This is a genomic window from Ramlibacter tataouinensis TTB310 (assembly GCF_000215705.1).
Taxonomy (GTDB): Bacteria; Pseudomonadota; Gammaproteobacteria; order Burkholderiales; family Burkholderiaceae_C; genus Ramlibacter; species Ramlibacter tataouinensis.
Genome location: NC_015677.1, coordinates 3174332 through 3199945, shown reverse-complemented (window position 1 = coordinate 3199945; position 25614 = coordinate 3174332). Strand labels below are relative to the sequence as shown.

The following is a 25614-nucleotide window of genomic DNA, read 5'->3' as shown; positions in this document are numbered from 1 at the left end:
ACGTCAGAATCGATCAGGAGCCCTTTACGCGGCGAGCCCGTAGCGCCATGCCGCTGTTGCTGTTGCTGTGGATCAGGCTTAGTGTGTTCCCGGATCTTCGGTAGGTAGGTAGGGTCTGCGGCCGCGGAGGATGGACGTCTGCACAGCGATCAACCCGAATTACTTCCGCAGTGAGGTTGCAGCGGACGCGCCAACAGCGCACCTGCCACTCATAAGTCCCTGGACAGTGAAGGCGTCTGCGCTTCCGCTGGCACACTGTCTTAGACTTGTTAGTCGCCGAGCTTTGCGAGGACTGCCGTGATTACGCAGCGCACTGCAGGAGCCCTGAGCTGCTGGGTGAGTGTTGTCCGTTGCATGCCGGCGCGCGGGCTTTTGCCACTACGTGCATACCTGCCGTTATCCGCCGGAGAGCCTCGGCCACCGCATCGCCACCACTTGGGCGCCCTCGACAGCTGTTTACTGATCGAGGTCGCCTAAGTTCCGCAGCACCAGTCAGGTTCGCACTGCGGGCATGAAGTCCTCGTCCCGGGCTGCGACCAACAAGGCTGGCAGCCGGTCGCCAGAGGCGTAGGCCTGTTTACCAAGCTTCATGCCAAAGTCGATCCAGGTGTTGTTCGTGCGGCCACCGCTTTCGAAAGCGTAGGCAGCGGTATCCAGCCAATTGCCTAGATCGTTCAGCAAGTGGCTGTCTTCGCCTTGCAGACGCTGGATCTCGGCACTTGCCGCCGGACGCAGGTTGCGCGTTTCCGAACGCGGCAAACCGATGCCGCGCAGAGTGTTTTTCACTTCCTCGTAGTCGGTGCGCATGTCGCTGACGATCGGGTTCATGGTGGTAACGATGCCGAACAGTTGCTCGCCACCTCGAGGGACTTTAGCCACAGCTTGCTCAAAGCGCTGCAGCTTAGCTTCTGCTTCTTCCTGAGCAAGCGGCGTGGGTGCTAGGTCGACCAAACGTTGCAGCCAAGAAGCGCGAATTTCCGGTGTTCTGAGGGCTGATAGCAACTCATCCGGACGCTTGCGCCCCATGATGAGCTGGGAGGGGAATGCGCTGAAGCTGCCATCGTCATTACGTGCCAGACGCGCGATTGCTGAGCCGCCGCTTAGCTGAGTTTCCACCGACACGCCGGCCAACGGGGTGACTGCGAGCATGCCAGCCACGTCGTCGCCCTTGATAGGCGCTTGCGGCGTGGCGATGGGCACACCCAGCCCGGCTGTTGCGGTCAGCGCGCTGCCCCGCACGGATGTATTTACGTCGCCAGCCACAGCTTGTGTCTTGCGGTCGACCTTGCTTGTGCCGTAAGTTAGTGCCACATAAGCTGACGCCCCGATAGTCGTTCCTGACCCCGTGTTTGCGCGCGCGGTCGCACCGGCGGAGGCGCTAGCGAACTTGGAACTGGCGTCGTCGTTGACCCAGCTAGCGCCAACATGCGGGTCGTCACCGAACCGATCGCTGAAGCGCTCCCAAATCTCACTTTGGTCCCCGGGCACAGTGCCTCCCTCGGCCGGGCGCGCTTGGCGGAACATGAAGTCCACCAGGCCCATACTTTTCTGCTCCCAGCCAGGAGTGCCGATGCGCACCGTCAGGCTCAAGCCTTCGGCCGGTGACCAGCTCTTTCCTGCGCTAAAGCCAGCGAATACCGCTGCTACGCCCATCGGCAACGCGTAACCGATGGCGCCGCCCAGACCTCCCGCGATGGTCGTCGAGCTTTCGGTGCCAATGAACATGCGTGAACCGGTCAGGGTGTCGCCTACGGTGATCTTGGCCTTCTTGCCGTGCTCGGCACGCATGGTCGGCAGAACGGCCGGCCCACCGTAGCCAAGTGCCGACAAGGCATTCATCGCCACAATCGGCGTGATATTGATACCGCCGCCGCCGCCGCTAGCGAAATTGGTTATCGACTCGTCCTTGCCACCCGATACAGCTTTTAAGACCCGCTCGGCATCCTCGCTGGTAGGACCCATCCGCGGTGCGCTGGTGAAGCCACGAATCAAATCGGAGAACTTGAATAATGGGATTCCCGGCTCGGCTCCCTTGGCGATCGCCCGGGCCTCGCCTAGCAGCACTGGCGTCATATGTAGCAGCTGGTGCTGGACGCGCTGACGTTCTACAGGGTCGGCATCGTTGTCACCCCGCAGTTGCTGGCTGCGACGGCGCATCTCAAGCAGCTGTGTCATGTCAACTGGGTTCTCGAGCGGGAACTCGGCACGCAAATCCTCGCTTAGCTCTTCCAGCGAACTTAGGCGCAACCGGAGCTTGTTCAGGTGTGTTGCCGACTTCGTTGCGAAGAAGCCACCTTCGTCCTCCATAACCTCACGCTGAAGCTTGCCGGGGGTGGCGAAGTCGCGAAGGTGTGCCAATACCATTTCGGGCTGAAACGGGGCCGCCCCTTGAAGCGCTTCATGCAGCTTTTGAGCATGTGCAAGAACGGCCTGTTCGGGCACGGCAACATCGTCGCGCTTCAGGTACGCGAAAACGTCGAGCATTGCGGCATTAGCCAATTGCTTGTTCAGTTCGCCAGCATTGCCCAGCACTTCGGGTTTAGCGAGGCGTGCATCTAAGTGATCCCGCATCGGGCTGATGGAATCGGTAACCACCTCCCGAAAGGCTTGGGCCTCGGCGAGCAGGGTCCACATCTTGGCTCCCAATGAGCCGTAACGTGCTTCCGTCAGTGGGTCTCGATGCTTACCCACTGCTTGAGGAAACAGCATGCCCAGTTCTTTGAGCAGGTTAGTCATGGTGCGCGGGCCATGGTCGGCTCGGTCGACGTAAGTCTTGAACTTGTACATTCGCCCAACGGCCCGGTTGAAGTCGGTACCCTTTCCGCTCTCGGTCAAGTTCATCTTGCGCCAAGCGACGTACGCAGCCTTATGAGGTGCCACGTCCGCCTCAGATTCGCGGCCTTCGCTCTTAGCGTGGGCGTAGATAAGTGCTTTCGACAACAGCTGCGGCTTCACATCGTCGTCGCTGCCGATGCGGTGACTGAGTCTTCGACGTTCGCTCTCTCGGCTCACGGCGGCGACCACGTCGACGACAGAGCCGGCATCACCAGCGGGCAGCACTCCGGTAACTTCCATTGCCGAGCAGATTTTCAAGGCATCGCGAAGTCCATCGCGTCTAGTCGGCTCCTGCACACCCATCATGTGGCCGAGAGTGGCCGCGCCAGTGGCAGTTTCCGCCAGGACGCGCTGCATGCGGAACACCTGCGATGAACCCTGGCCCGCCGCGATCTGATCAAGTATTGCGTTCGCATCGTTGAAGTTGCGATCACACACCGTGTGTAGAGCGAGACCTAGAAGCAGCTGAGGTTTGAACGGCGCGCGTTCGCTAGCTGTGTTTTGGGGGACCGCATCAACGATGCGATCAACCAGGGCGGCCGTGGCTTGGCTCTGTCCGAAGTGTTCCGCCAATCCATTCCGCAATCCTGGCTCTGTAGCCATGGCGGGGGCACTATGCGGGTTGGTTGAAGGCACGGCGGCAAACTTGATACCGGAAACTCCCTCAAGCGCAGCTTGCTTCTTACGGTTGATTTTCCAATGCGTTGTCTTCGAAAGCGGGCCAGTTCCAGAAAGGTCCGCGTCAGCACGAGGATTGCCGGCGACGTCGGGCTTTGACGAGCCGGTAGTCTTGCTGAGGTTAAGGCCGGCCGAGGCTAGGCCCACGTTCACGCGGCTAACTCCAGCGCGGCCCGTACCCTTGCTTGTGCGAACTGGTGCATCAAACGCCGACATGCCGCGGCGCGTGTCCGCATGTTGGATGTTCTCTCGCTCGGGTACCGTCGGAAGGTTGCTGCCGTCATGTGGCTGGATTTCGGGCGAACGGGGAGGGCTCCCTGCCGCCCTTGTTGGATGGGTCATGTCATGCTCGCGTCTCGGCATGTCCGTACCGTGCGGGCGAACCCGACGCGGGCTCGCATCAATGAATGTGAACCTGCGTTGCGGCTATAACGTGCAGCCCTCCGAAGTCGGGTTCACATGCGCGAAAAAATCAAGGCGTGCGCGGCAGCAACGGCTCGTTCATCTTGCACGAAGGTCAAGATGCACAAAATGTGCGCGTTGCAGGTGGTTGGCATAGATGCTTGAATCTAGTTCATTGAACATGTGTCATAAGGTCCCAGCCTTTCTGTTGCCGAGCCTGCTCCAACGTTGCAGGGGCTGGGGGCCCTTGTGGGACCACTCCGAAGCAAGACTAGGCTTGCTCCAGGTAACGGCCTTGGTTGGCGATTACTTGATGCTCTGCTTACGGCAGTCGCCTCTCGAATCGTCGACTTCAACGTTCATGCGCCGTCGAAACCGGTCGGCCCCATCAGGCTGCAAACGACACGCATTTGCACTCTGGTGGAGCCGGGGGGAATCGAACCCCCGTCCGACACATTGCGGCATTAGTCTTCAGAGATCCTCACAAAATGCACGAGTCTCACACGATCATTTCAACTGCAGGACGACGAATCCTTGTTGATTGAGCATCGCTGATGCAATGCTCAATCACAGTGTGACCTGCCACAAGACTCGCAGAACGGACAAAGCGAAGAATGAAGTCGGAAACCGACGCAAAAACCTACGTCACTCTACGGCCGCTTACCTCGATCCAGTCGAGCACGTGCTAAGCCGGGCTACAGCAGGAGCCATTTGCCGAGGTAAGCCGCTGGACGCGGTCGGCGTTAGCGCGTCAGCCGTGACGGTTCAATGAGATCGGACCGGACGGCGTCCTTGTGCGTTGCTGCTAGCAACAACGCTCCGTGTAGTGCGTCGCCCTGTGCGGGGACAAGTAGCGTACTGTATGGCGCGCTCAAGTAGGGCTTAATCGGCTCTGCCAGCCCCCCCATGAGGCAAACGCACTGGGCGCCTAGGGCTTTCAGCCGCTCTAGCATTTTTTCGGCCGAGCGCGCGCTGTCGCGCACCAGCTCGAGCGCGACGGGGTCTAACTGCTTCGCACGCTCGAAGACCAGGGGTGCAAACTCTGCCCAATTCTTGGGCTGAGCGCTTGTTGCCCACTCCAGCATGGCAGAACGGTCGTGTGCGAAACGGTTGATTACGGTCTCCGTCAACCCTGAGCTGGGCTCAATCCCTTCAAGGGCGCTGAAGGCTCGACGTACCGTCTCACGTCCGAGGATTGCGCCCGAGCCTGCGTCGGAAAGCGCAAAGCCCCAGCCGCCAACCGTGATGAAGCGGCCGCCCTCGTGGAGCACACCTTGACTGCCGGTCCCTAAGATCAGGATGGCTCCGGCTTGGCCGTTGTGGGCGCCAAGGCAAGCCACCTCTGCATCTGACCGAATAACGGCTGCTCCGAATGGCAGTGAGAGTTGCGCGAATGCCTGCCGAAGCTTCGCGACGTTCCCTGCAGCGAGGCCAAGACCAGCACAGGTACGCGCCAATGCCGAGCTCGGCAGGTTCGCTGCACCGAGCGCTTGGGTTACCGCGTTCAACACTGAGTGCAGTGTCGAATCCAGCCCCAGCGCTAAATTAGCAGGCCCGGCGTAGCCTTCGCCAAGAACGTTACCAGAGCGATCGGTGAGGCGTACACGGCAACCCGTGCCCCCGCCATCCACACCTAATCTGTATTCCAGTTGCATAGCACGCACATTGGATGCACCAGAGGTCCAAACATGTTGTGCTGAGCGCGCGATCGCTGATACGGATGTGGCGTTAGCCAGGGCGGATCGGGCAGAACGCCATTTTTGTATCAGTCTCCGCTCGGCAAAGACAACCGCCTTGACGGCATGGCTGCCACACTGCCGTTGCGTTCAGATGACGCAGAGGTTTCAGTCAGATGACGTGCTACGACATCAAACGAAAGTGGAGACATGAGCAAACACAAGCTTTCCTTAAAGATTCTGGGTCTGCTGACGGCGGGCCTAAGCGTTACGGCGGGCGCTGCGCCCGTGACCTTGACCATCGAAAGTTGGCGCAATGACGACTTGGCGATCTGGCGTGACCAGATCATTCCCGCGTTTGAGAAGCAGCATCCTGACATCAAGGTTCGCTTTGCGCCCACAGCACCAACGGAGTACAACGCCGCGCTGAACTCCAAGCTTGATGCCGGAACTGCTGGAGATCTCATCACCTGCCGGCCTTTTGACGCCTCCCTGGAGCTTTATAAGAGCGGGCGTTTGGCCGCGCTCAACGAACTCAAGGGCATGGAGAACTTCGCGCCGGTGGCTAAAGCCGCATGGAGCACTGACGACAGCAAGGTCACCTTTTGCGTGCCAATCGCTTCAGTTATCCACGGGTTCATCTACAACCGCGATGCATTCGCCAAAGCTGGGGTGAGTCCGCCGACAACGGAAGGCGAGTTCTTCGATGTGCTTTCGAAGCTCAAAGGTAAGCTAAGGCTCGTTCCATTAGCCATGGGCACGAAGGATGGTTGGGAAACCGCATCCATGGGTTACCAGAACATCGCGCCGAACTACTATAAGGGTGAAGAAGGACGTCGGGCGTTGCTAGCGGGCAAGGCGAAGCTGACCGATCCGCAGTTTGTGGAGCCTTTCCGGTTGCTGGCCAAGTGGAAACCTTACCTGGCAACCGGGTTCGAGGCGCAGACTTACCCTGACAGCCAGAACCTGTTCACGCTCGGGAGGGCGGCTGTGTATCCAGCCGGTTCCTGGGAGATAGCCAGCTTCAACAAGCAGGCTAAGTTCCCGATGGGAGCATTTCCGCCACCCGTCGCCAAGGCCGGCGATAAGTGTTTCATTTCCGACCATCCGGACCTCGGCCTTGGCTTAAATACAAAGTCACCTCATGCCGCGCAGGCAAAGGTCTTTCTTGAATGGGTGGCTTCCAAGGAATTTGCGGCTTTGTACTCTAATGCGCTCCCGGGTTTCTTCAGCTTGAACAAAGCTCCCGTGGAATTGCGTGATCCGCTGGCGAAGGAATTTCTTACCTGGAGGAGTAAGTGTGAATCCACTATCCGCCCGACCTATCAAATCCTTTCTAGAGGCACACCCAATCTGGAGAATGAATTCTGGGTTGTGGGTGCGGGCGTCATCAATGGCACCTTAACGCCAGAAGCTGCCGCTCAGCGGCTTCAGAAGGGCCTCAGCAGCTGGTACAAGCCAGCTCAGTAATAAACAACACGAACGAGAGCATGGCTACCGCCATTCTTCAGCCGGTGGGCAATGGGCAGGCCCAAGCCTCACAGTCCACCCGCCCGGTTCGCTGGCACATTGCCATATTCCTAGCGCCGGCGCTGACAATCTATACATTGCTGATGGCCTTGCCGTTGGCTGAGACATTCCGGCTGGCGTTCTTCCGTGGCGCGGCGCACGATCGGGAATACGCCGGTTTAGCGAATTTTCGTGTGTTGATCTTAGACGAGCGGTGGGCGGCGCAGTTCTGGAACGCCTTGGCCAACAGCATATGGTTCTTTTCCATACACCTACTGGTGATGATTCCGCTAGCCGTGCTTCTGGCAGCACTGCTTTCCGTGCGGGGTTTGCGCGCCGCCGGCCTTTACCGCACCGCCATCTTCATGCCGACCATGCTGTCATTCGTGATCATCGGTTTCGTCTGGAAATTGATCTTGTCACCGTTGTGGGGCGTTGCGCCAACACTGCTGGCGGCCGTGGGTCTTGAGTCTTTGTTCCAGCCTTGGCTCGGTAAGGAGCAATACGCGTTGACGGCATTAGGTTTCATTTCCGTTTGGCAATACGTCGGCATCCCTATGGTGCTGAGCTATGCGGCTATGCTGGCCATTCCTGCCGAGGTACTCGAGGCGGCAGAGGTAGATGGCATCACCGGCCTCGCGCAGTTCTTTCGAATTCGCCTGCCGCTGCTATGGCCGACAATCGGCGTCATCACAATCCTTACCTTTGTGTCTAATTTCAACTCTTTCGAGCTGGTTTATACAGCTCAGGGAGTTCTCGCGGGACCAAATTTTTCGAGCGATATTCTTGGAACTCTGTTGTACCGGACGCTATTTGGCGCCCAGCTCCAATTAGGAGATCCACACATGGGTGCAACTGTAGCCACCATGATGTTCCTTATTGTTCTGATGGTGGTTTGCGGCTTCCTGTTCTTCGTCCAACGCAAGCTGGTGCGATACCAGTTCTAAGCGGTCATGTCTGCTGCAAGAGACAACTTTTCGGGCAACCACTTTGTGGCACATGCCATCTTGGCATTCTTTTCTGTGCTGGCCCTGGCGCCAATCGCGATCATCGTGATGAACGCGTTCAAGTCGCGTGATGCAATCTTCGGTGCACCTCTGGAGCCGCCGACAACGGGAACATTCGACCTCATCGGGTTCCGGACGGTCTTCGCCAACGGCAACTTTGATGCCTATTTCATGAACAGCTTTAGTGTCACTCTCGTTGCGCTTGGAGGCACGATACTGTTTGGCTCTATGGCTGCGTTCGCGCTGTCCGAGTACAAGTTCAAACTCAATAGCCTTACTGCCTTGTTCTTCACCATGGGCATCATGGTGCCAATCCGCTTAGGAACGCCGGGGATCCTTGAGCTAATGGTGGCGAGTGGATTGGTGAATACACGCACGGCGCTCGTCTTGGTTTATATCGCTCAGGGTCTCCCAATGGCCATTTTCATCTTGGCCGAGTACATGCGAACTGTCTCGGACGATTTGAAGAACGCGGGCAGGGTGGACGGCTTATCGGAGTACGTCATCTTTTTCTGGCTGGTGCTGCCCCTGCTGCGTCCAGCGATGGTGAGCGTGGCAGTGTTTACGATGATTCCGATGTGGAACGATCTCTGGTTTCCGCTAATTTTGGCGCCGGGCGAGGACACTAAAACCTTAACCTTGGGTGCCCAAGCCTTCATCGGTCAGGACGTCACCGACTGGAACTCCGTGCTAGCCGCACTGACGCTGAGCATTCTTCCGGTGCTTGCGCTTTACCTCGTATTTTCGAAGGGGCTGATCCGAGGCATCACCTCTGGCGCCATCAAGTAAAAATGAATAGAAGTCAAACCACTCCGGCGCTCAAAGTCGCCGTCATCGGCTTGGGGCAAATGGGGCGTTCCCACGCGGTGGCCTACCATAGTCTGCCCGACTACCAAGTGATCGGATTGCACAACCGTGGCCAAGTCGAATTGCCCGCGGAACTTGCAAGGTACCCGAGGGTTGAAAGCTTTGAGGCCGCATTGGCCTTACGGCCGGATGTGATATCCATCAATACGTACACGGACACCCATGCGGAACTCGCCATCCGTGCCTTGGAGTCGGGCGCCCATGTGTTCGTAGAAAAGCCCCTGGCGCTTACTGTGAGTTCCGCGCGGGAGGTAGTCGAAGTGGCGCGACGCACAGGCAGAAAGCTGGTGATCGGCTATATCCTGCGGCATCACCCATCCTGGACTGAGCTTATTCGCGCGGCGCGCCGCCTGGGCCCACCGTACGTGATGCGCATGAACTTAAATCAGCCTTCCTCGGGAGAAGCGTGGGAGATCCACAAGCGACTGCTTCAAGCAACGCCTCCAATCGTGGATTGCGGCGTTCATTACGTCGATGTCATGTGCCAGATTACAGATGCGCGCCCGGTGCAGGTGCGCGGTATGGGCGTGCGGCTGGCTAATGACATCGCGCCAGAGCAGGTTAATTACGGCCATTTGCAAGTGCTGTTCGATGACGGATCAGTCGGGTGGTACGAAGCTGGATGGGGGCCAATGATGTCCGGCACGGCGGCCATGATCAAGGACGTGATCAGCCCAAGCGGAGCGGTGTCACTGGTGATGAGCGAATCGGCCGACTCGACAGATATCGAGAACCACACCAAAGCAGGCCAACTTAGGTTGCGCACGCCCCAGGGCGAGTCTGTCTTGCCCATTACAGAACAGGTTGATCACCAGTCGCTGTGTGATCGAGAGCAGGTCTTCTTGGCCAGCGCGATCCGAGACGATTGGGATTTAACGGCACACCACGAGGATGCCATTCGCTCGCTTGAGATCGTACTGGCCGCGCAGCGCAGCATGCGCGAGCGCTGCGCCGTCGACCTGTAGGAAAACAATCATGCATGCTCTAGATATTGAGAACGTTGGAAAGAAGTACGGCGAGTATCAGGTGCTTGACCAGGTCAATCTCCAAGTTGCTCAAGGCGAGTTCTTGGTGATAGTGGGACCTTCAGGCTGCGGTAAGTCGACCTTGCTACGCATCATCGCCGGCCTAGACGAACACAGCGCGGGCCACTTGCGAATCGATGGAAGGCTGATGGATGGAGTTCCGCCTGCCAAACGCGGCATCGCTATGGTTTTCCAGAGCTATGCCCTTTACCCTCATCTCAGCGTGGCAGACAATATGAGTCTTGCGCTCAAGCAGGAGCGGGTGCCGCGCGAAGAGATTCAACGTCGCGTCCGGGCTGCTGCCGAGACGCTGGCTTTGGAGCCGCTGCTTACGCGTCGGCCGGCGCAGCTGTCCGGTGGACAGCGGCAGCGGGTGGCGATCGGCCGCGCCATCGTGCGCCAGCCGAAGCTGTTCCTATTTGATGAACCGCTCTCTAACCTCGATGCAGCGTTGCGCGTTAACACGCGGCTAGAGCTTGCACAACTCCATCGCACGCTCGGCGCGACCATCATCTACGTGACCCATGATCAAGTCGAAGCAATGACGCTAGCCAATCGCATCGTCGTTATGGAAGGTGGAAGCGTCGGACAGGTTGGTACTCCGGCACAGCTCTACAACGAGCCGGCTAACCTGTTTGTAGCGGGTTTTATCGGCTCACCAAAAATGAATTTCATCACCGAGGATGCGGCAGCCCCTCTTGGTGCCGCCACCGTCGGGGTGCGTCCCGAACACCTGCGCTTGACTCAAGAGCGGCCACGCTGGAGCGGGACGGTTCAGCACGTGGAGTACCTCGGGGCAGACTGCCACATCATCGTCGCCATAAAAGATATCGGGAAGTTAACTGTCCGTACGGCTGGTGAAGCAGCGCCCGCGGTCGGCGATACCGTAGGCGTGACTCCGCTACCGGGCAAGCTGTTGCGCTTCGACGCGGCCGGGCAGCGGCTGCCGTCAAGCATTGCCAGCGAGGTAATGCCGCTGCGTGCCCACGCCTGACGGGTTGTCCATGAACCAGCACAACCGTGAGCACGGTTGCGTGCTCACCCCGAGCGGATGGGTGCGCGGCGCCATCAATTTTGACGACCGAGTTTCTGAGGTGGTCGGCGACGCCGTCATCCGTCCTGCCAAAGACGATGTGGTAGTGCTGCCGGGCTTTGTCGATCTGCATGTCCACGGCGGGGCAGGAGCCGATGTGATGGACGGTCCCGGAGCGATCGAACGCATCTGCAAACTGCATGCTCGGCATGGAACGACTTCGCTACTAGCTACAACGGTGGCGGCATCTCCCGAGTTGCTTCTACAAACCTTCGAAGCGTTGCGTGGCGCGCTAGACCGACGGCCTATAGCCGCGGCCCGGCTCCTTGGCGTGCACCTAGAGGGTCCTTACCTGAATCCGAAGCGTCTCGGTGCGCAGCCTGACTGCGTGCGCGTCGGTAACATCGACGAGGTGCGAGATCTGCACGCGCGGGCACCCATCCGAGTATTGACGCTTGCGCCTGAGGTGGCGGGAAACATCGCGTTCGTCCGCCAACTCAAGGCGATGGGCATCGTGGTCCAGTGTGGCCACACCGAAGGAACCTATGAAGAGGGCGTCGCGGCCATGATGGCTGGCGCCGGTGGTTTCACGCACTTGTTCAATGCGATGAGTCCGCTTCACCACCGCGCGCCCGGAATGGTGGGCGCAGCCTTGGCGCACGCCGAATATGCGGAGCTGATCCCGGACTTGCTGCATGTGCATCCCGGCGCCATGCGCGTAGCGTTGAGGGCCATCCCGCACTTGTATTGCGTAACCGACGCAACGGCAGCTGCTGGTATGCCCGACGGTGATTATCAGCTGGGCGGCCAACCGGTCACGAAGTGCATGGGAGGTGTTCGACTTGCGGATGGAACGCTTGCCGGTAGTTCGTTGACCATGGATCAGGCGTTAAGGAACCTTGTCGAGATCGGGCTTGATCTTGATGCCGCGGCCCGATGCCTCTCCACGCATCCGGCGGACTACATAGGCGAGCGCGAGCGTGGCCGATTGTGTGCTGGGGTTTGGGCCGACATGGTGGTACTTACGCCCGGGCTCCAAGTGAACAAGGTTTACATTGAGGGGGAATGCATTGAGCTCACGGATGCTTGACGAGGCGCGGTCTACCCCTGAGCGGGTTGGCCATCAGCTAGGGAGGGACGAAGGGCTTTACCAAGCGCTGGGTGCCCGGTTGCGGGAGCGGCCGCCGCGCGGCGCGCTAACTGTGGCGCGCGGCAGTTCGGACCATGCCGCAGCTTTTTTCTCTTATCTAAGTGCGGTCCGTGGAGGCCACTTGGTCACATCTTTGCCGATGTCATTGATCACCCTGCACCGGGCGCCCTTGCGCGGACAGGAACTTCTGACGGTGGCAGTGTCGCAGTCAGGTGGCAGCCCGGACCTGCGCGCATCCCTGCAACTCTTTGGAGAGCAGGGCGGATTGACCGTTGCTGCCGTCAATGACACCGCTTCGCCCCTTGCGCAAACGGCGCAGTGGGTGCTGCCGTTGCATGCTCAAGTCGAGGACAGTGTGGCGGCAACTAAGAGCTTCATCTGCAGCTTAACTGCACTGGCGAGGTTGGCGGGGCAGTGGTGCAACGATGGGGAACTACTCGCCTCACTGACTGCTATTCCGGCTTGCTTGCAGGCTGCATGTGCTGAGGACTGGAGCGCGGCAATTGGGAGCCTTGTAGGCGCCGAGCGCATCTTGGTTATTGGTCGGGGCACCGGCATGGCCGTTGCGTTAGAGGCAGCCCTGAAATTCAAGGAGACCTGTGGTATTCAGGCTGAGGCTTTCACCAGTGCGGAGGTCCGCCACGGTCCGATGGCGCTGGTGAACCGCGGCTATCCCGTGCTGGTGTTTGCGCCACGTGGCCCGGCCCAAGCGGATCTTTTGTCATTGGCTTACGAGTTACGGCAACGCGCCGCTTGCGTGCTGCTGGCTGCTCCGGCCGATGTTCGCGAGCGTGAACTTACGCTTGTGACGACCGGATTGCCTGAGTTGGATCCTTTGGCGGCCATCCAGAGCTTCTATCTCATGGTGGAGATGTTGGCGCGTGCGCGCAAGTGCGACCCTGACCGCCCACGTCATTTGCAGAAAATAACTGCTACCTTATGAATACCGCTCGCTGCAATGGTTCTTCGCACAGGTAAACCGGGCCAGGCTCAGGCACGTAGGACAATGTACACACTGGAACTTAGTCGTTCCACTCTGGAAGGCAACATTTGCGGAAATCTAGCCCACCTCACGCCATTCTGCGCTTACCAATGAGCGCGGCTGCGGCCTTGTCAAGTGCGGATCGTTCCTGGCAAACGAGCGCCGAAACTCCCGCGGTGTTAGACCCTTCACCGAGAGGAACTGCCGGTTGAAGTGCGATAGGTTTGCATATCCCACTTCGTCTGCAATAACCGAGATCGGCTTTTCTGTAGACGTAAGAAGTGCGCACGCCTTACCAATGCGTAGCTGCGCAATGTATTCACCTACCGTCACGCGTGTGTGGCGCTTAAACAGCCTGTGTAGGCCCGAGACGCTCAAAGCAACCAACTCGGCAAGCTCCGGTACCGCGATCTCACGCTGGTAGTTCTTGTGAATGTACTCCAGGGTGCAGTCGATTCGCGGGCGCCCGGCTGGGCCGGACTGCAACTGCTCGACGCGTGGCGCGCACAAAACCCTGTAATCGCGGTCGTCAGCCAGCAGCGAAAGAATCTCTATGAACCGGGTTAGCTGGAGCGTTGGTGTCAAGGCGTGTGCGCCAGCGACGCGCGTGCGGACAATTTTCGACACCGCCGGTGAAAACACCACACCACGGTTGGCATCTTTTTGCATAGTACGAATGGCAGCCAACTCACGAAAGTGATCGCACAAAGAAGTCAGCCAATCAGCGCGGATCCAGAAGACATGCGCCACGTGCGGCTTTGCTCGGTCGATTCGATCTTGCGACATCCACGTGTGAGGCAGATTTGAGCCCACAAGAGTCACATCCCCATCCTCATAAGGCTCGATGCTGTCGCCGACGTACCGCTGACCGATGCTGTTTTCCGTGATGGTAAGTTCCAACTCGGGATGATAGTGCCAAGGGCGATTGAACAAGATGCAGTCGTCGAGCCGACGGTAGAAATACCGCCAAGAAGCGTCCTCCGGAACGAGCAGACTTTCGAGTAGTGCCTTCATCAGCAAGAAACGTCGTGGTTACTGCAAGGTGCCTCGTAAAGGTAGCCTGTCGTGGAGCCGCCGGCAATCCGTGCGTTCCCCTAACGTGCCTGTCACCAGTCTCGCATCGATTCTGGCCCCGATATGCTCCCGATCAAGTGCACATTACTCATACTTCTTGACACAAATGGGGAGCTGAGGGATGAGTATCGGAGCCTTGACCGAACGGTTAGATATCGGAAAAGCCGGAGGCATCGTCACCTGCCGTTCGCTTAACGGCTCCCTTAGTCTTATCAAACGGAGCAGTTGATTATCGACTTCTTAGCAGGAAGAAGCTGGATCCCGCAAGGTAGCTAACAGGAGTTCGCTGAGATCGTCGCATGGTGCGCCCTCTACCTCGAAGGCACGCAACCGCCAAGTAGGATCCTTGAGGGCGTGCAGCGTGAAGGCAAGCAGGGCGCCCACCAGGGGTTGGCGCGGCGCCCGCCGGTCAGCGGACTCGAGCACGTCCCGTGCCGACACGAGGTCTTTCGCGAGCAGGTGCCGCTGCGCCAGTGCGATCGACAGTTCCGGCAGGTGAGGGCGGGCGGCCTGCAAGGCCTGCAGGGACACCAGCACGTCATCCGAGGCCGTGTCCTGCGGCGCGACCGACAACACGCCAACCAGCGCGTCGAACACCTCGTCCGGCAGCGAAGGCGCATCGGAGGGCAGGGGGGGCGTGTCGAAGGTCTGCATGGCCGTCAAGCAACGGGCTGTTGCTGCTGCGAGTGATCCACTTGGTGGGCGTGGTACTCGTTCATCGCGCGGCCGCTGGCGGCGTCGGTGAGTCCAGTCTGATCCGCCGTGTTGCTGGCCACCGACACCCCAAGCGAGAAGCCGGCAGCCTTACCAGCGCGTTGGGCGACCACATCGTTGCGGATGGCGGTGCCTTCCACAATCTCCCGCTGGCCCCAGGTCTTGCCGCCTTGCGTGGCGGCGGTCTTGGCGCCTTCTTTGGCGGCGACTTCGCCGCCTTCCTTGGCCGACACCTTGGCGCTCTCGGTGACCAGCTTGCCGGCGCCGGGAACGACCAGGCTGGCAGCCGTGGTCGCTACGCCGATGCCTGCCATCATCGCCGCGTTCTTGGTGTCCTTGCCCTGCAGTGCAGCTGCGCCGATCGAGGCGGCGCCGGACGCTGCGGAAGTTGCCAACGCCGCGGGCGCGGCAATCAGGCCCAGGCCCGGCACCTTGGCTAGCACGGCCAGCACCGACGAAACGGCACCCATGATGATCGAATACGCCTTCAGGAAGAAGGTGGCGATGTCGCGCAGTTGCCCGCCTTTCTTCTTCTTGGCGTCGGGCTGGTTGTACAGGCCGTCGGACATGTCCTGGGCCGCCTGGGCCGAGCGCGCGGCTGCCGGGTCCGCCGTTCTCGTGGCCTGGCCAGTGCTGTCGGACTTCTCTGCCTGGGCCGCTTTCCCGGCAGCCGCCGCTTCCTCCGCGGTCAGCACTTCCTGCGGCGGCGCGATGCTCTTGTTGCGCTGCTGCATGAAGCGCTCGAAGTCACCGCCACCAATGCTGCGGTCGTCCGCCGCATGGAGGATGTTGCCGCCATGGCCGTGCTTGCCGTTGTCGAGCATGGTGTAGAGCAGCGAGCCGCGCTTGTCCAGCAGCATCTCGGCCGCCTCGCGCACCTCCGGCTTGCCCGCCGGGTCTCCGGCAATCTTCTTGAGCTTCGAGTCGTTGAGGTTGCTGCCGCCGAAGAAGACGTCGCGGTTCTCGCCCATCACCTTCAGCGTCTTGTCCTCATCGGCCGTCAGCTCGATCGACTTGGAGACATGGTTGCACAGGCCGTCCTTGCGGATTGGCTCGTCCGGGCCCTTCCTGTCCATGTCCTTCTGCCATGCGTCGGGGTTGTCGACGTAGAACTTGGCCGCGGCCACCAGCTGCGGCGGCGCCTTGCCCTGTTCGGCCGTGCCGTCGACGATCTTCTGCAGGTTCTCGCGCGACACGTGCTTGGGCAGGTAGTCGGAGTATCGGAACAGCTCGCGCTTGGCGTCGTTGCTGGTGATCGGCCGCGGCACCGCGTTCGGGTCCTTGTTGTCCGACGGGATGTAGGTTTCCTCGAAGTCCTCGGCCTTCTGTTCCGCGAAAGCCTTGTTCGCGTTGTTGGACTGCAGGATGTTGATGTCCTTGGCGCTGATCTTGCCGTCCGTCTTGCCGGTCTTGGCCTTGTCTAGCGCCTCCATCATCTGCGGATCGGCCTTCAGGTCCTTCAGGGCCCGCACCAGGTCCGGCGGCGTTTTCTCGTCCTCGATCAGCTTGTCGATGCCCTTGCCGTCCACCGCCTTCTTGAACTTGTCCTCGTGCCGGCCGAGGACGGCGATGGTTTCCATGCGCTTGTGCTCGACGGCAGGGTCCAGCAGGGCGCCTTGCTGGCCTAGCATCGGGCAGCCTTCCTGGCCCTCACCGTGGCTCTGCCAGCCGCTGCGCAGGTCGCTGCTGCTGAACGCGGAGTTGCAGAGCTGGCGCACGAGTTCCACGAACAGGGCGAAGTCGAAGCCGCCACCGCGCGGGCAGGCTTGGTCGACGCCTTGCGTGCCGTCCAGGGGCGCGGCGCCCGCCTTCTCGAGCGCCGGGCTGTTGCCCGCCGCTGTGGCCAATTTCGGCTTTGCCAGCGTGCCCCCAGCCAGCGCCGCGGCGGACTGCTTGGCGAATCCGCCTTCGGCGCCGACACCGGCACCGGCGCAGGCGCTCAATCCAGCCTTGGTGCCCGTGGCCTGGCCACCGCTCTTCAGCATGTGCAACATCGCGGCCCAGATGGCGGCGGCAAGCACCGCTGGCAGCGGCGAGCACTGCGCGTGGCACATGGCGGCGGTGGGCTTGATGGTCGCCGCGGCAGCCGCTGGAAAGGAAGCCGATTGCTCGGTGCGTTGAAGAGGCATGTTCATGGAAGGGTCCGTGAGGAGGGCGGATGAGGCGCCGCCGGGTCGCGACGGCTTCAAGGTAGGGGGCGGCGGGCGCCACGCGCGGCGTGGCCGCGAAGCGGTGCCAGGTCCGACGAAGGCGAGGGCGCTCGCCATCAGACGCCCAACAGCCGTTGGCGCGAATGCCGGTTGTCGATTTCCAGCGCGTCGATGTCGAGGACGGTCAGGTTCGTGACACCCGAACCGACAATGACCTTTACCTTGCCGGGCTGCAGGTCGTTGTGCCGGCTCCGCTCGTATTGGAGGTAGGCCCTTAGGTCGAACTGCGCATCGGGGATGCCGTTGTTCTTCTGATAGGCCTTCACCTCTTTTCGCGAGACTTTCAGATCGATGCCCCGGTCCGCGCCGTCCCGCACGCTGAGGGAGACGATGTCCGGGCCGGCCTTGGCCTTGAGTGAGGGCTCGGCGATCCAAGCCTTGAGGATGCTGCCGAGTTTCTCCCTGATCGAGAACCCGCCTGGCGTGTGCTGCATGCCGGCTTCCGGCTGCGCGGCTGGATGGCTTGCGACAGCCAACGGGTTGCGCTCAGGCGGAGGCGGGTTGCCGGCCATGGCGTCCTCATGGGTGGGCGGCTGAGCGACGGGCGCGAGGTGCGCGTTCGCGAGGAGGGGCGCGTCGCAGGACGGCGGCAGATCGTCGGCGACGTTCTCCTCGTAGGTCGGCGGCTGTGCATGCACCGCGAGCCGCGCGTTCGACGGGTGGCGCGCGTCGTCGGGCCTTACCCACATGCCGTCGTCCTGCATGCCCGGCAAGGCGTCGGGCTTGACTCTCTCGGGCGACACCGGCAGGTGGTCCGGCCGGCGTTTGGTGGCATTCAAGCGGCGCAGGCCCATCCCGGAGCGCTCGCTGAGCATCCCAGCATCCATTTGCGCCTCCTTGCTCATGCGCGCGGTCGTCACAGGCAGGCTGCCGTTCCTCGGTCCCAGAGACGTGTTCGACGACGGCTTTTCCTTCCTGGCCGACGGGCCGTCGCTAAGCCGCTGGAGTAGTTTTCCGGAAAGCTCCCCCCCGACCTTGGTCGCCAGCTCGCCTAGCGCGTCATGAACCTTCGGGTTGCTCGCGATTTGCATCGCTTTGTCGGCGAGAAGTTTCTGAATGGCCATGGTGTATCCCGGGTGTGAAGAGTGGCGAAAGTGCGCGCGATACCGTCACGCCGCACCGCGACGAATACCAAAAAGCTAGCGCCGTCCCGCCGGGCCTGCCCGCGCATCGCCGAAGCGGTATGTTGCGATGCGAAGGCGCCACCGCTTGCTTCCGGAGCGTCGGCCGGCCGCCGCTTTCTTTTCGCGCGCGCGTCGCGCGCTTCGCGTCCTTGCGCGTCACCAGCCGGCCGCACCCCTAGCCTGCGCGCAGTCCCATACGACGCAGGAGACGAAAGCAATGGTTTGGAACGACGGCTACGTGGTCGAAGAGGCCTACACCAGCGGCTTCTTCCGCAAGCAAAGCCCGGTGCACCTGAGCGTGGCGTGCGCGCTCGCCGGCTTCGAGCCGGTCGACACGCGCAAGCCCTTCACCTACCTGGAGCTGGGGTCGGGGAAAGGCTTCACCGCCAATGTGCTCGCAGCGGCCAACCCGCACGCGCAGTTTTTCGCCGCCGACTTCATGCCGGGGCACATCGCCACAGCCGGCGAGCTCGCGCAGGCGGCGCAACTGGACAACGTGACGCACCTGGAGAAAAGCTTCGAGCAGCTCGCGGCGGGCGAGGGCGACCTGCCGCCGCTGGATTTCATCACCCTGCACGGCGTGTACTCCTGGATCAACCCGGAAAACCGCCGCCATATCGTCGATCTCATCGCACGCCGGCTCAAGCCGGGTGGCATCGTCTATGTGAGCTACAACGCCTTGCCGGGCTGGTCGGCGGCAGCGCCGCTGCAACGGCTGGTGCTCGAGCACGCGCGCGCCGTGCCGGGCCGCCTGGAGGCGCAGGTGCGCGACGCCAAGACGCTGATCGACCGGCTGGTCCAGGCCAAGGCCGGCTACTTCACGGCCAACGAGAACGGCATCCTGCGAAGCCGACTCGATTCCTGGGCCAAGGACAAGCCCATGTACTTGGCGCACGAATATATGAACCAGTCGTGGCAGGCGCTGTACCACGCCGACGTGGTGCGCGACTTCGCAGCGGCCAAGCTCGACTTCGCCACCTCCGCCGAGCTGTGCCTGAACGTCGACCCGCAGCAGCTGCCCGTGGAGCAGCGCCGGATCGTCGAGGCGGTGGACGACCCGGTGCTGCGCGAGACGGTGCTCGACTACCTGCAGAACACGGCCTTTCGCAGCGACATCTTCATCCGCGGCGCGCGTCGCATGGCCCCGGTGCGCCGCCGCACCTGGTGGGAACAGATCGGCCTGGCACTGACCGTGCCGCGCCGCTGCGCCACGCTGGGCCAGCCGGCCGAGCCGGGCGGCGAAGGCCGGGCCTTCGCCAGCCCCGTGCTCGATGTGCTGGAGGACGGGCCGCGGTCGGTGCAGGAACTGGCCGGTCGACAGGGCTGCGACCCCGCGGCCATCGCCAACCTGATGTCGCTGCTGGTGTGGCACGACCAGGGCGCACCTTTCATCGTGGGCACGCAGGCATCGCCCAAAGCGGCTTCGCTGCGGCTCAACGCCGTGGTCGCCGCCCAGGCGGTGGCCGACGACAACTACCAGGCGCTGGCCTCGCCGCTGCTGGGTTCCGGCGTCAGCGCCAGCGCGCTGCAGCGGCTGGTGTACCACGCGCTGCGCGGGAAGCCGCAGCCGCTGGACCGGCAGGCGCTCACGCACTGGATCTGGCAGGTGCTCACCGACCAAGGGCCGCCCATCGTGCTGGCGCACGAGCCCCTGCCTGGCAAGGAGAGCGAGCTGGAGGAAATCCGCCGCGTGGTGGACGGCATCCTGGCCATGCGCGCCCCGATCTGGCACCAGCTTCACATGATCTGAAGAAGGCCTGCTGCCGTGTTCGGGTTAATGGCGGCCCCTTCGCTCGCCCGGTCTTGGGCCCGCGCGCGAAACCTTAACTTAGAAGCCATGCCAATCGTGAACCGCGATCGCAAGGCCGGTCCTCCCACCGTGACGCCGCGCGCCATGCGATACGCAAGACTGATATGCGTCGCCCTGGTGATGGCGGTGTGCGGCGCGCAGGCCGGCCTGCCGGACAAGCGCTTCGTCTACCGTGCCGATGGCAAGCGGCTGACCGAGGTGCTGCAGGACTTCGCGGCGGCGCAGTCGATCTCCGTCGTCATCGACGCCGGCATTGAGGGCACCGTCAACGGCCAGTTCGACGCCAGGCCGGAGGATTTCATGCGGACTATCGGCAAAAGCTACGGGGTCATCTGGTACTTCGACGGCATGGCGCTGTTCGTATATCCCTCGCGGATGATCCAGAGCCGCCTGTTCCGCCTACGAGGCTACTCGCGTAACAAGGTGCAGAGGATGCTCGCTTCGATGGGACTCGGAGACCCGCGCTATCCGCTGCGCTTCAACGACGCGGAGCAAACCCTCCTCGCCTACGGACCGCCACGCCACATCGAGCTGGTGCAGACGGTGATCGACACACTGGACGGCAGCGCCCGCGACCGTGTCGGATCCTCCATTCGCGTCTTTCCGTTGGTCAATACGGTAGCGGCTGACCGGATCTCCGGCAACGTGCGGGTGCCGGGGCTCGCGAGCACCTTGAACAACCTTTTCACGCGCGGCTCACGCGCCGCCGGCGGTGCCCCGGAAGCCAACCTGATGACGGGCGCCGACACGCCCGCCAACGGAAACCCGAACAAGCGCCGCGCCCAGGAACTGGCGTACGGCGCCCGTGCCGGCGACCCGGAGAGTGGCCCGGCGCGCAAGGACGGCGTGCGCGACCCGGCCGGCCGCCTGGTGGTTCCGGAGGCGGGCGTCGAGACGGCCCGCGACGACACGCCCTTCTTCCAGGCCGACGAAGCGTCCAATGCGATCATCGTGCGCGGCGTGCCCGAGCGGATGGCGCAGTACCAGACGCTGATCCGCCAGCTGGACGTCGCCCAGCCCCAGGTGGAGATCGAGGCCACCATCATCGATGTTAGCACCGAGTCGTTCGACTCCTTGGGTATCGAGTGGGACTACTCGCGCGTTGGCAAGGGCGGCATCTTCGTGTCGCCCGGAAGTCCCAACACGGGTTCGGGCGGGGGTTCTTCCCCCACGCTGTTCTCCCCGAACGTCACCACGCTGGTCGCGGATGCCGGCCGCTCGCTGCTTGCGCGCATCCGGGCGCTGGAAGGCAACGGTCGGGCGCGCATCGTCTCGCGGCCGAAGGTGCTGGGCATGGCCAATCGCACGGCCAGCATGGTTGACAGGCGCCTGGCTTCGGTGCGGGTGGCGGGGAACCTCGATGCCAACTTGTTCACCGTGGAGGCCGGCACCACGCTTCAGGTCATGCCGCAGATCGTCACCGGCGTGGACCGCAAGGAGTTGCGCTTGTCCTTGTTCATCGAGGACGGCGCATTCGAAGGTAAGGCCGTCGACGCCATTCCCATCATCAAAAGGACCGAGATCCGTACCGAAGCGGCGCTGCTCGAAGGCGAAAGCCTGTTGATCGGCGGCATTTCGGTCGACTCCGACATCGGCGGGCGCAGCGGCCTGCCGGGCCTGTCACGCGTTCCTCTCGTGGGCGGCCTGTTCCGCCACGACGAATCTGGCAAGGTCCGCCGCGAGCGGCTCTTTCTGATCACGCCGAAAGTGGTCGGCCTGCAGGCGGCGCCGGTCGCCGTGCCATCGTCCCGAGGTGAAGTGCCCCTTTCCGGACCGCCGCGCCCGCAGACGATTTCACCCGCCACTCCGCCGGCATCCCCGCCAGCCACTCCCCCGGCCGCTGCGCCCGGGGCGCCGCGGACACCCGGACTGCCACTTCAGATGCCATGAAACGCCTTCGCATCCTCACCGGCAAACACGTCGGTGCCCACCTAGATTTGACCTCCGGAACATACCTTGTCGGAGCAGAGCATGAGTGCGACATCGCGATCACGGACTGGACCTTCGCTCCGTTGGAGCTGGTGGTCTCGGACGGTGCCGTCAGGTGCCGCTGGCGGCAGGCCGGCAATGCGGCACGCGTCGAACCCGGGCACGCCGGCGTCGATCTCAGCGCGGTGCTGGAGGATTTCAAGCCGCGCGAGTTCGACGGCATCGTCCTGTGCACAGGGTCGGTCGACGCCGAATGGCCGAACGACCTCGAACTGCTGTCGCTGGTGTTCGCGCGGACCCGGCGGCGATGGGCCGGCCAGGCCTGGCAGCGTGTCCCGCGCCGCCTCGTGCCGCTCGGCCTGGCGGCTGCCGTGCTGACCGCCATGGTGACCGCCTGGCCTTTGCTGCTCGAGCCGGCGCCGGCGCCGGCGTCGTCGTCGAGGCCGACCATTGAGGAGGCGCGTGCCCGGGTGCAGCGCGCCCTCGCGACTACCGCCGGCGGCCGCCTGGTTGCAAGCATCGAGCGCCGCACCATCCACGTGACGGGTATGGCCGAAGACGCGCGGGAGGCTATGGCCAGCCGCGCCGCGCTCAATGCGCATCGCGGGCCGTATCCGGCTGTGCCGCGCTTCACGGTGGCCACCGACATCGCCGAGGCCATCCGCGGCACTTCTGGGCTGACGAACGCGAGCGTTCGCCATGTGGGCGATGGCGTGTTCGACGTCGTCGCCGATGTGACGGACGAGCGTGCCGCGCGTGCTGCGCTCGACCGCATGGGCGCCGACCTGGCGCCCACGGTCAAGCGAATCACTGCCAGGCTCGAGCGGATTTACCCGAGTGACCCGCTGGGGCCGGTCCTGTCGCGCTCGCAGCAGGACGGGCTGACGGTGGTGCAGACGCGTGACGGCGTGAAGCACCTGGTCATCCAGTCTCCGCGCGCGGTTGCACCGCCGCCCGTTTCCGTGTCCGCAGCCGCGCCCCGGTCCCGACCGGTCCGGTCGCCGGCCCAAGTCACCGCCACCGCCACTTCACCAAAAGGACTCACGCCATGAGCATCGACACCCTCAATCCGCCGTCCAGCCTGCTCGACGACTTCAAGGACCTGCAGATGACCATCCTGGACGACAAGGATGGAGAGAAGACGCGCAAGCTGGTCGATTACTTCCGCCAGGCAGAGATCAAGAGCCGCGAGATGCAACTGCGCACGCTGGACTACGAGCGGAAGCAGTTCGCGCAGATGCTCAGCGACGCCTTCGCTTCGTCGTCGCGCATCCTGATGAAGGCCTGGCAGAAGGCCCACGGGTCGGAGCTCCACGTCTGAGGCACGCAGGGTTTGCCGCAGGGATTCAACATGATCGTTCTAGGAAGCTTCAACATGCCGACCGTCCCGGCGCCTGCGATATGCGCCCAGCACGGACAGGCCGTTTCGCCGCTGCAGCAGGTGGAGTTCATTCGCAAGCTCGCGGCCACCATGATGGTGGGACAGATGAACCGTGACATGGACGGCGAGGTCGAACGCGTCTTCCGCGCCTTGTCCAAGATGATCGGCGACGGGCGGCACCTGCGGATCAGCCTCGCTATGGCCAGCGCCATCGGCGGAAATGCGCAACCCGCCCGGGACCTGCTCGCCGAGGGCATGGACGGCTGGCCTGACGCCGACGCGGCCAAGGTGTCGGTGGCCATGGCGCTGAAGATCAGCGGCGACCCCCAATGGATCGACGTGTGCGAGCGCACGCTGGCCGCCAGCAACGACAACGATGCGCGGCTGTACGCACACCAGCTGCTCGCGCAGTCCGGCAAGTCTTAGGCGCTTTCCGCGGCCGGTGCCTCTGGCACGCCTTTCTATCGAGCGTGCAACCGATGGCTGCGTTTTTGTGAATCAACTGAAAGGAAACCATCATGGCTGGATCTGGCATGGGCCAACTTGCGGACCCGTCAACCAACTCAATCGCCAACTCCGGAAGCGGCGCCTTGAACACGAGCGCCACGTCGAACGCGGCGACTCAGGCCGGAGAAAGCATGGCCAACACGCAAATCGGCAATTCGGACGCCATGTCCAAGGCCAACGAAGCGATGAACACGCAGGCCATGCTGAACAACGCACGCAAGGCCGCGTCCGAGCTACTCAAAGGCTCCATTTGAGTAGCGTGATTCTTCACTCACCTCATGCATCGGCAAGGAGATCATCATGAACATGAAAGTAGATTGCGCAGGCGGCGGCACGCTGCAGCAGCTGGACAACGTCGAGGCGCAGGCCAACATCGGCCAGGCGCTGGAGAAGATCAAGAGCGGCGACATGGAAGGCGCCAAGGCTGAATTGCGGCAGGCGATCGACGCCTTGAAGAACGCCGGCGCGGACGCGCCAGGTCAGAAGCTCGACATGGAGGAGCTGCTCAGACAGCTGCGCGAGATCCTCGAGCAGGGCAAGAAGCAGTCGGCGGAGAGCCCGGCCAATCAGGCGGGCCAGGGTGGCCAGAAGAACAACATGGATCCGCAGCTATTGCAGCTGATCGTACAGCTGCTGCAGCAGATGGGCGCACCGGAAGCCAAGTCGGCCTGACCAGCGGCATCTCGCCGCGGCCGGTGGCCACCGGCCGTGGCGCTTTGAAGCCGCAACTTCCCACCTGCTTGTGCGTCCAGCCGATTGCAACGGAGACCGACATGACTTCAGCTCACATTGACAAACCCCTCGTGGACGCGCTGGCCGCCGTCTTCTACGTCGGCAGCGACCTCGAGGAAGACGCGCAGACGCTGGTCGTGTTGCGCGCCATCCGTCGGTTGCGCCCCCATGCGCCCACGCTGGCCGTCGTCGAGGCCCAGCAATTGGTGGAGAACGGCGACCTGCAGGGCGCGCGCCTGCTGCTCGAGGAGGCCGACGCATGCAGCCCCGGGACGCCCGTCGTCAAGGCGATGTTCGCGCTGGTGCTGCAGCAGCAGCGCAACGGCCTGTGGCAGGCCTACGCCCAGGAAGCGCGCAACCTGCCGCCCGATCCCAAGGCGCTGTCCATCCTCGACTACCTGGACCGCATCGCGCGCGGCGATCCTTTCGAGGAAACCGAAACCGAGGAGTCGCAGGCCGCTGCCGGCGCCACGCTGGGCGCCGTGGCGCACCGGTACGTGGGCGTTGTCTGCTGAGCGCTGGAAGCATTCCATGAGTTCCGTCGATCCCATCGCCGCGCTCGCGGCTGCCTCGCCAACGGCGCCGGTGAGCCCCTCGGTCCAGGCGGTGCAACTCGCCGCGCAGGCAGGCAACGGCCCCAACCCGTCGATGGAGGAGCTGACGCAGCGCTTCAAGGCGCTGATGGACGCGCCGCATCCCGTCGAGCGGCCGCCGTCGGGTCCCCAGGACAGCATGCTCACGCACATGCTGGCCAACGGCGAGGAGTTCCTGCGGCAAACCCACGAGAAGGTCGCCGAGCTGCGCGCTCAGTCGCCGTACATGACGCCCGCGGAGTTCATCTCCGCTTCGATCGAGGTGAGCGAGGCGGCGTCAATCGGGCACTTCCGCCTGCAGGCGGCCACATCGATCGCTTCCGGCACCAACAAGAGCATGCAGTCGCTCCTCAAGAACCAGTGACGCTGGCCGCAC

At 62.5% G+C, this 25614-nt stretch carries 22 protein-coding genes; 16 read left to right on the top strand and 6 right to left on the bottom strand.

All coding sequences use genetic code 11. The features are described from left to right. Positions 1 to 492: 492 nt before the first annotated feature. Together RTA_RS20815 and RTA_RS20410 are read right to left on the bottom strand one after the other, a co-directional pair. On the bottom strand, positions 493 to 3666 hold the full coding sequence (locus tag RTA_RS20815; protein WP_143762993.1) for a hypothetical protein: 3174 nt from the start codon (positions 3664 to 3666) through the stop codon (positions 493 to 495). Positions 3667 to 4658: 992 nt separating this feature from the next. After that, complete coding sequence (locus tag RTA_RS20410; RefSeq protein ID WP_081466296.1) at positions 4659 to 5570, bottom strand: glucosamine kinase nucleotide-binding domain-containing protein; 912 nt, start codon at positions 5568 to 5570, stop codon at positions 4659 to 4661. Between the two features lie 231 nt (positions 5571 to 5801). On the opposite strand from RTA_RS20410, the gene RTA_RS20405 reads away from it, so the two are divergent. The 7 genes from RTA_RS20405 to RTA_RS20400 are packed head-to-tail and all read left to right on the top strand — an operon-like array spanning position 5802 to position 13125. Further along, positions 5802 to 7061 (top strand): ABC transporter substrate-binding protein, encoded by a 1260-nt coding sequence (locus RTA_RS20405; RefSeq protein ID WP_081466295.1) that lies wholly within the window; start codon positions 5802 to 5804, stop codon positions 7059 to 7061. A gap of 20 nt (positions 7062 to 7081) precedes the next feature. Next, entirely contained in the window at positions 7082 to 8047 is a 966-nt protein-coding gene (locus RTA_RS15360) for a carbohydrate ABC transporter permease (RefSeq protein WP_013902339.1), read from the top strand. 6 nt (positions 8048 to 8053) lie between these two features. After that, on the top strand, positions 8054 to 8896 hold the full coding sequence (locus RTA_RS15355; RefSeq protein WP_041675647.1) for a carbohydrate ABC transporter permease: 843 nt from the start codon (positions 8054 to 8056) through the stop codon (positions 8894 to 8896). 2 nt (positions 8897 to 8898) lie between these two features. Further along, positions 8899 to 9939, top strand: coding sequence for a Gfo/Idh/MocA family protein (locus RTA_RS15350; RefSeq protein ID WP_041675646.1), 1041 nt, complete (start codon positions 8899 to 8901; stop codon positions 9937 to 9939). Positions 9940 to 9949: 10 nt separating this feature from the next. Then, positions 9950 to 10993, top strand: coding sequence for an ABC transporter ATP-binding protein (locus RTA_RS15345; RefSeq protein ID WP_013902336.1), 1044 nt, complete (start codon positions 9950 to 9952; stop codon positions 10991 to 10993). A gap of 10 nt (positions 10994 to 11003) precedes the next feature. Further along, positions 11004 to 12122 (top strand): N-acetylglucosamine-6-phosphate deacetylase, encoded by a 1119-nt coding sequence (nagA, locus tag RTA_RS15340; RefSeq protein ID WP_013902335.1) that lies wholly within the window; start codon positions 11004 to 11006, stop codon positions 12120 to 12122. After that, a complete protein-coding gene (locus RTA_RS20400) occupies positions 12115 to 13125 on the top strand; it encodes an SIS domain-containing protein (RefSeq protein ID WP_013902334.1) in 1011 nt (336 codons plus the stop codon). The genes nagA and RTA_RS20400 overlap by 8 nt, the downstream gene beginning before the upstream one ends. A 117-nt stretch (positions 13126 to 13242) precedes the next feature. Here RTA_RS20400 and RTA_RS20395 read toward each other — a convergent pair whose 3' ends face one another. The 4 genes from RTA_RS20395 to RTA_RS15325 all read right to left on the bottom strand — a co-directional run bounded on the left by RTA_RS20395 (position 13243) and on the right by RTA_RS15325 (position 18226). Then, a complete protein-coding gene (locus RTA_RS20395) occupies positions 13243 to 14178 on the bottom strand; it encodes a helix-turn-helix domain-containing protein (RefSeq protein WP_013902333.1) in 936 nt (311 codons plus the stop codon). A 300-nt stretch (positions 14179 to 14478) separates the two neighbouring features. Next, on the bottom strand, positions 14479 to 14892 hold the full coding sequence (locus tag RTA_RS15335) for an HrpB1 family type III secretion system apparatus protein (RefSeq protein ID WP_041675645.1): 414 nt from the start codon (positions 14890 to 14892) through the stop codon (positions 14479 to 14481). A 5-nt stretch (positions 14893 to 14897) separates the two neighbouring features. Then, entirely contained in the window at positions 14898 to 17087 is a 2190-nt protein-coding gene (locus RTA_RS19900) for an HrpF/NolX family T3SS translocon protein (RefSeq protein WP_013902331.1), read from the bottom strand. A gap of 131 nt (positions 17088 to 17218) precedes the next feature. Next, on the bottom strand, positions 17219 to 18226 hold the full coding sequence (locus RTA_RS15325) for a hypothetical protein (protein WP_143762991.1): 1008 nt from the start codon (positions 18224 to 18226) through the stop codon (positions 17219 to 17221). Between the two features lie 277 nt (positions 18227 to 18503). On the opposite strand from RTA_RS15325, the gene RTA_RS15320 reads away from it, so the two are divergent. From RTA_RS15320 to RTA_RS15285, 9 genes are all read left to right on the top strand, one after another. Continuing rightward, positions 18504 to 20036 (top strand): class I SAM-dependent methyltransferase, encoded by a 1533-nt coding sequence (locus RTA_RS15320; protein ID WP_013902329.1) that lies wholly within the window; start codon positions 18504 to 18506, stop codon positions 20034 to 20036. Positions 20037 to 20123: 87 nt separating this feature from the next. Next, positions 20124 to 21986: a type III secretion system outer membrane ring subunit SctC gene (gene sctC, locus RTA_RS15315; protein ID WP_158307846.1), complete on the top strand. Its 1863-nt coding sequence runs from the start codon at positions 20124 to 20126 to the stop codon at positions 21984 to 21986. Continuing rightward, the gene (locus tag RTA_RS19895; protein WP_049871306.1) at positions 21983 to 23077 is read left to right on the top strand and encodes a hypothetical protein; all 1095 of its coding nucleotides are present in this window, start codon (positions 21983 to 21985) and stop codon (positions 23075 to 23077) included. Before sctC ends, RTA_RS19895 begins: the two co-directional genes overlap by 4 nt. Continuing rightward, positions 23074 to 23346 (top strand): hypothetical protein, encoded by a 273-nt coding sequence (locus tag RTA_RS15305; RefSeq protein WP_013902326.1) that lies wholly within the window; start codon positions 23074 to 23076, stop codon positions 23344 to 23346. Before RTA_RS19895 ends, RTA_RS15305 begins: the two co-directional genes overlap by 4 nt. A 54-nt stretch (positions 23347 to 23400) precedes the next feature. Then, positions 23401 to 23832 (top strand): hypothetical protein, encoded by a 432-nt coding sequence (locus RTA_RS15300; RefSeq protein WP_041675643.1) that lies wholly within the window; start codon positions 23401 to 23403, stop codon positions 23830 to 23832. A 92-nt stretch (positions 23833 to 23924) separates the two neighbouring features. Then, a complete protein-coding gene (locus RTA_RS20810) occupies positions 23925 to 24167 on the top strand; it encodes a hypothetical protein (RefSeq protein WP_143762990.1) in 243 nt (80 codons plus the stop codon). A 46-nt stretch (positions 24168 to 24213) separates the two neighbouring features. After that, positions 24214 to 24585, top strand: a complete 372-nt coding sequence (locus RTA_RS15295) for a hypothetical protein (RefSeq protein ID WP_013902323.1) — start codon at positions 24214 to 24216, stop codon at positions 24583 to 24585. Between the two features lie 101 nt (positions 24586 to 24686). Continuing rightward, a complete protein-coding gene (locus RTA_RS15290; RefSeq protein ID WP_013902322.1) occupies positions 24687 to 25160 on the top strand; it encodes an HrpB1 family type III secretion system apparatus protein in 474 nt (157 codons plus the stop codon). A gap of 16 nt (positions 25161 to 25176) precedes the next feature. After that, on the top strand, positions 25177 to 25602 hold the full coding sequence (locus tag RTA_RS15285; protein WP_013902321.1) for a hypothetical protein: 426 nt from the start codon (positions 25177 to 25179) through the stop codon (positions 25600 to 25602). Positions 25603 to 25614 lie beyond the last annotated feature (12 nt).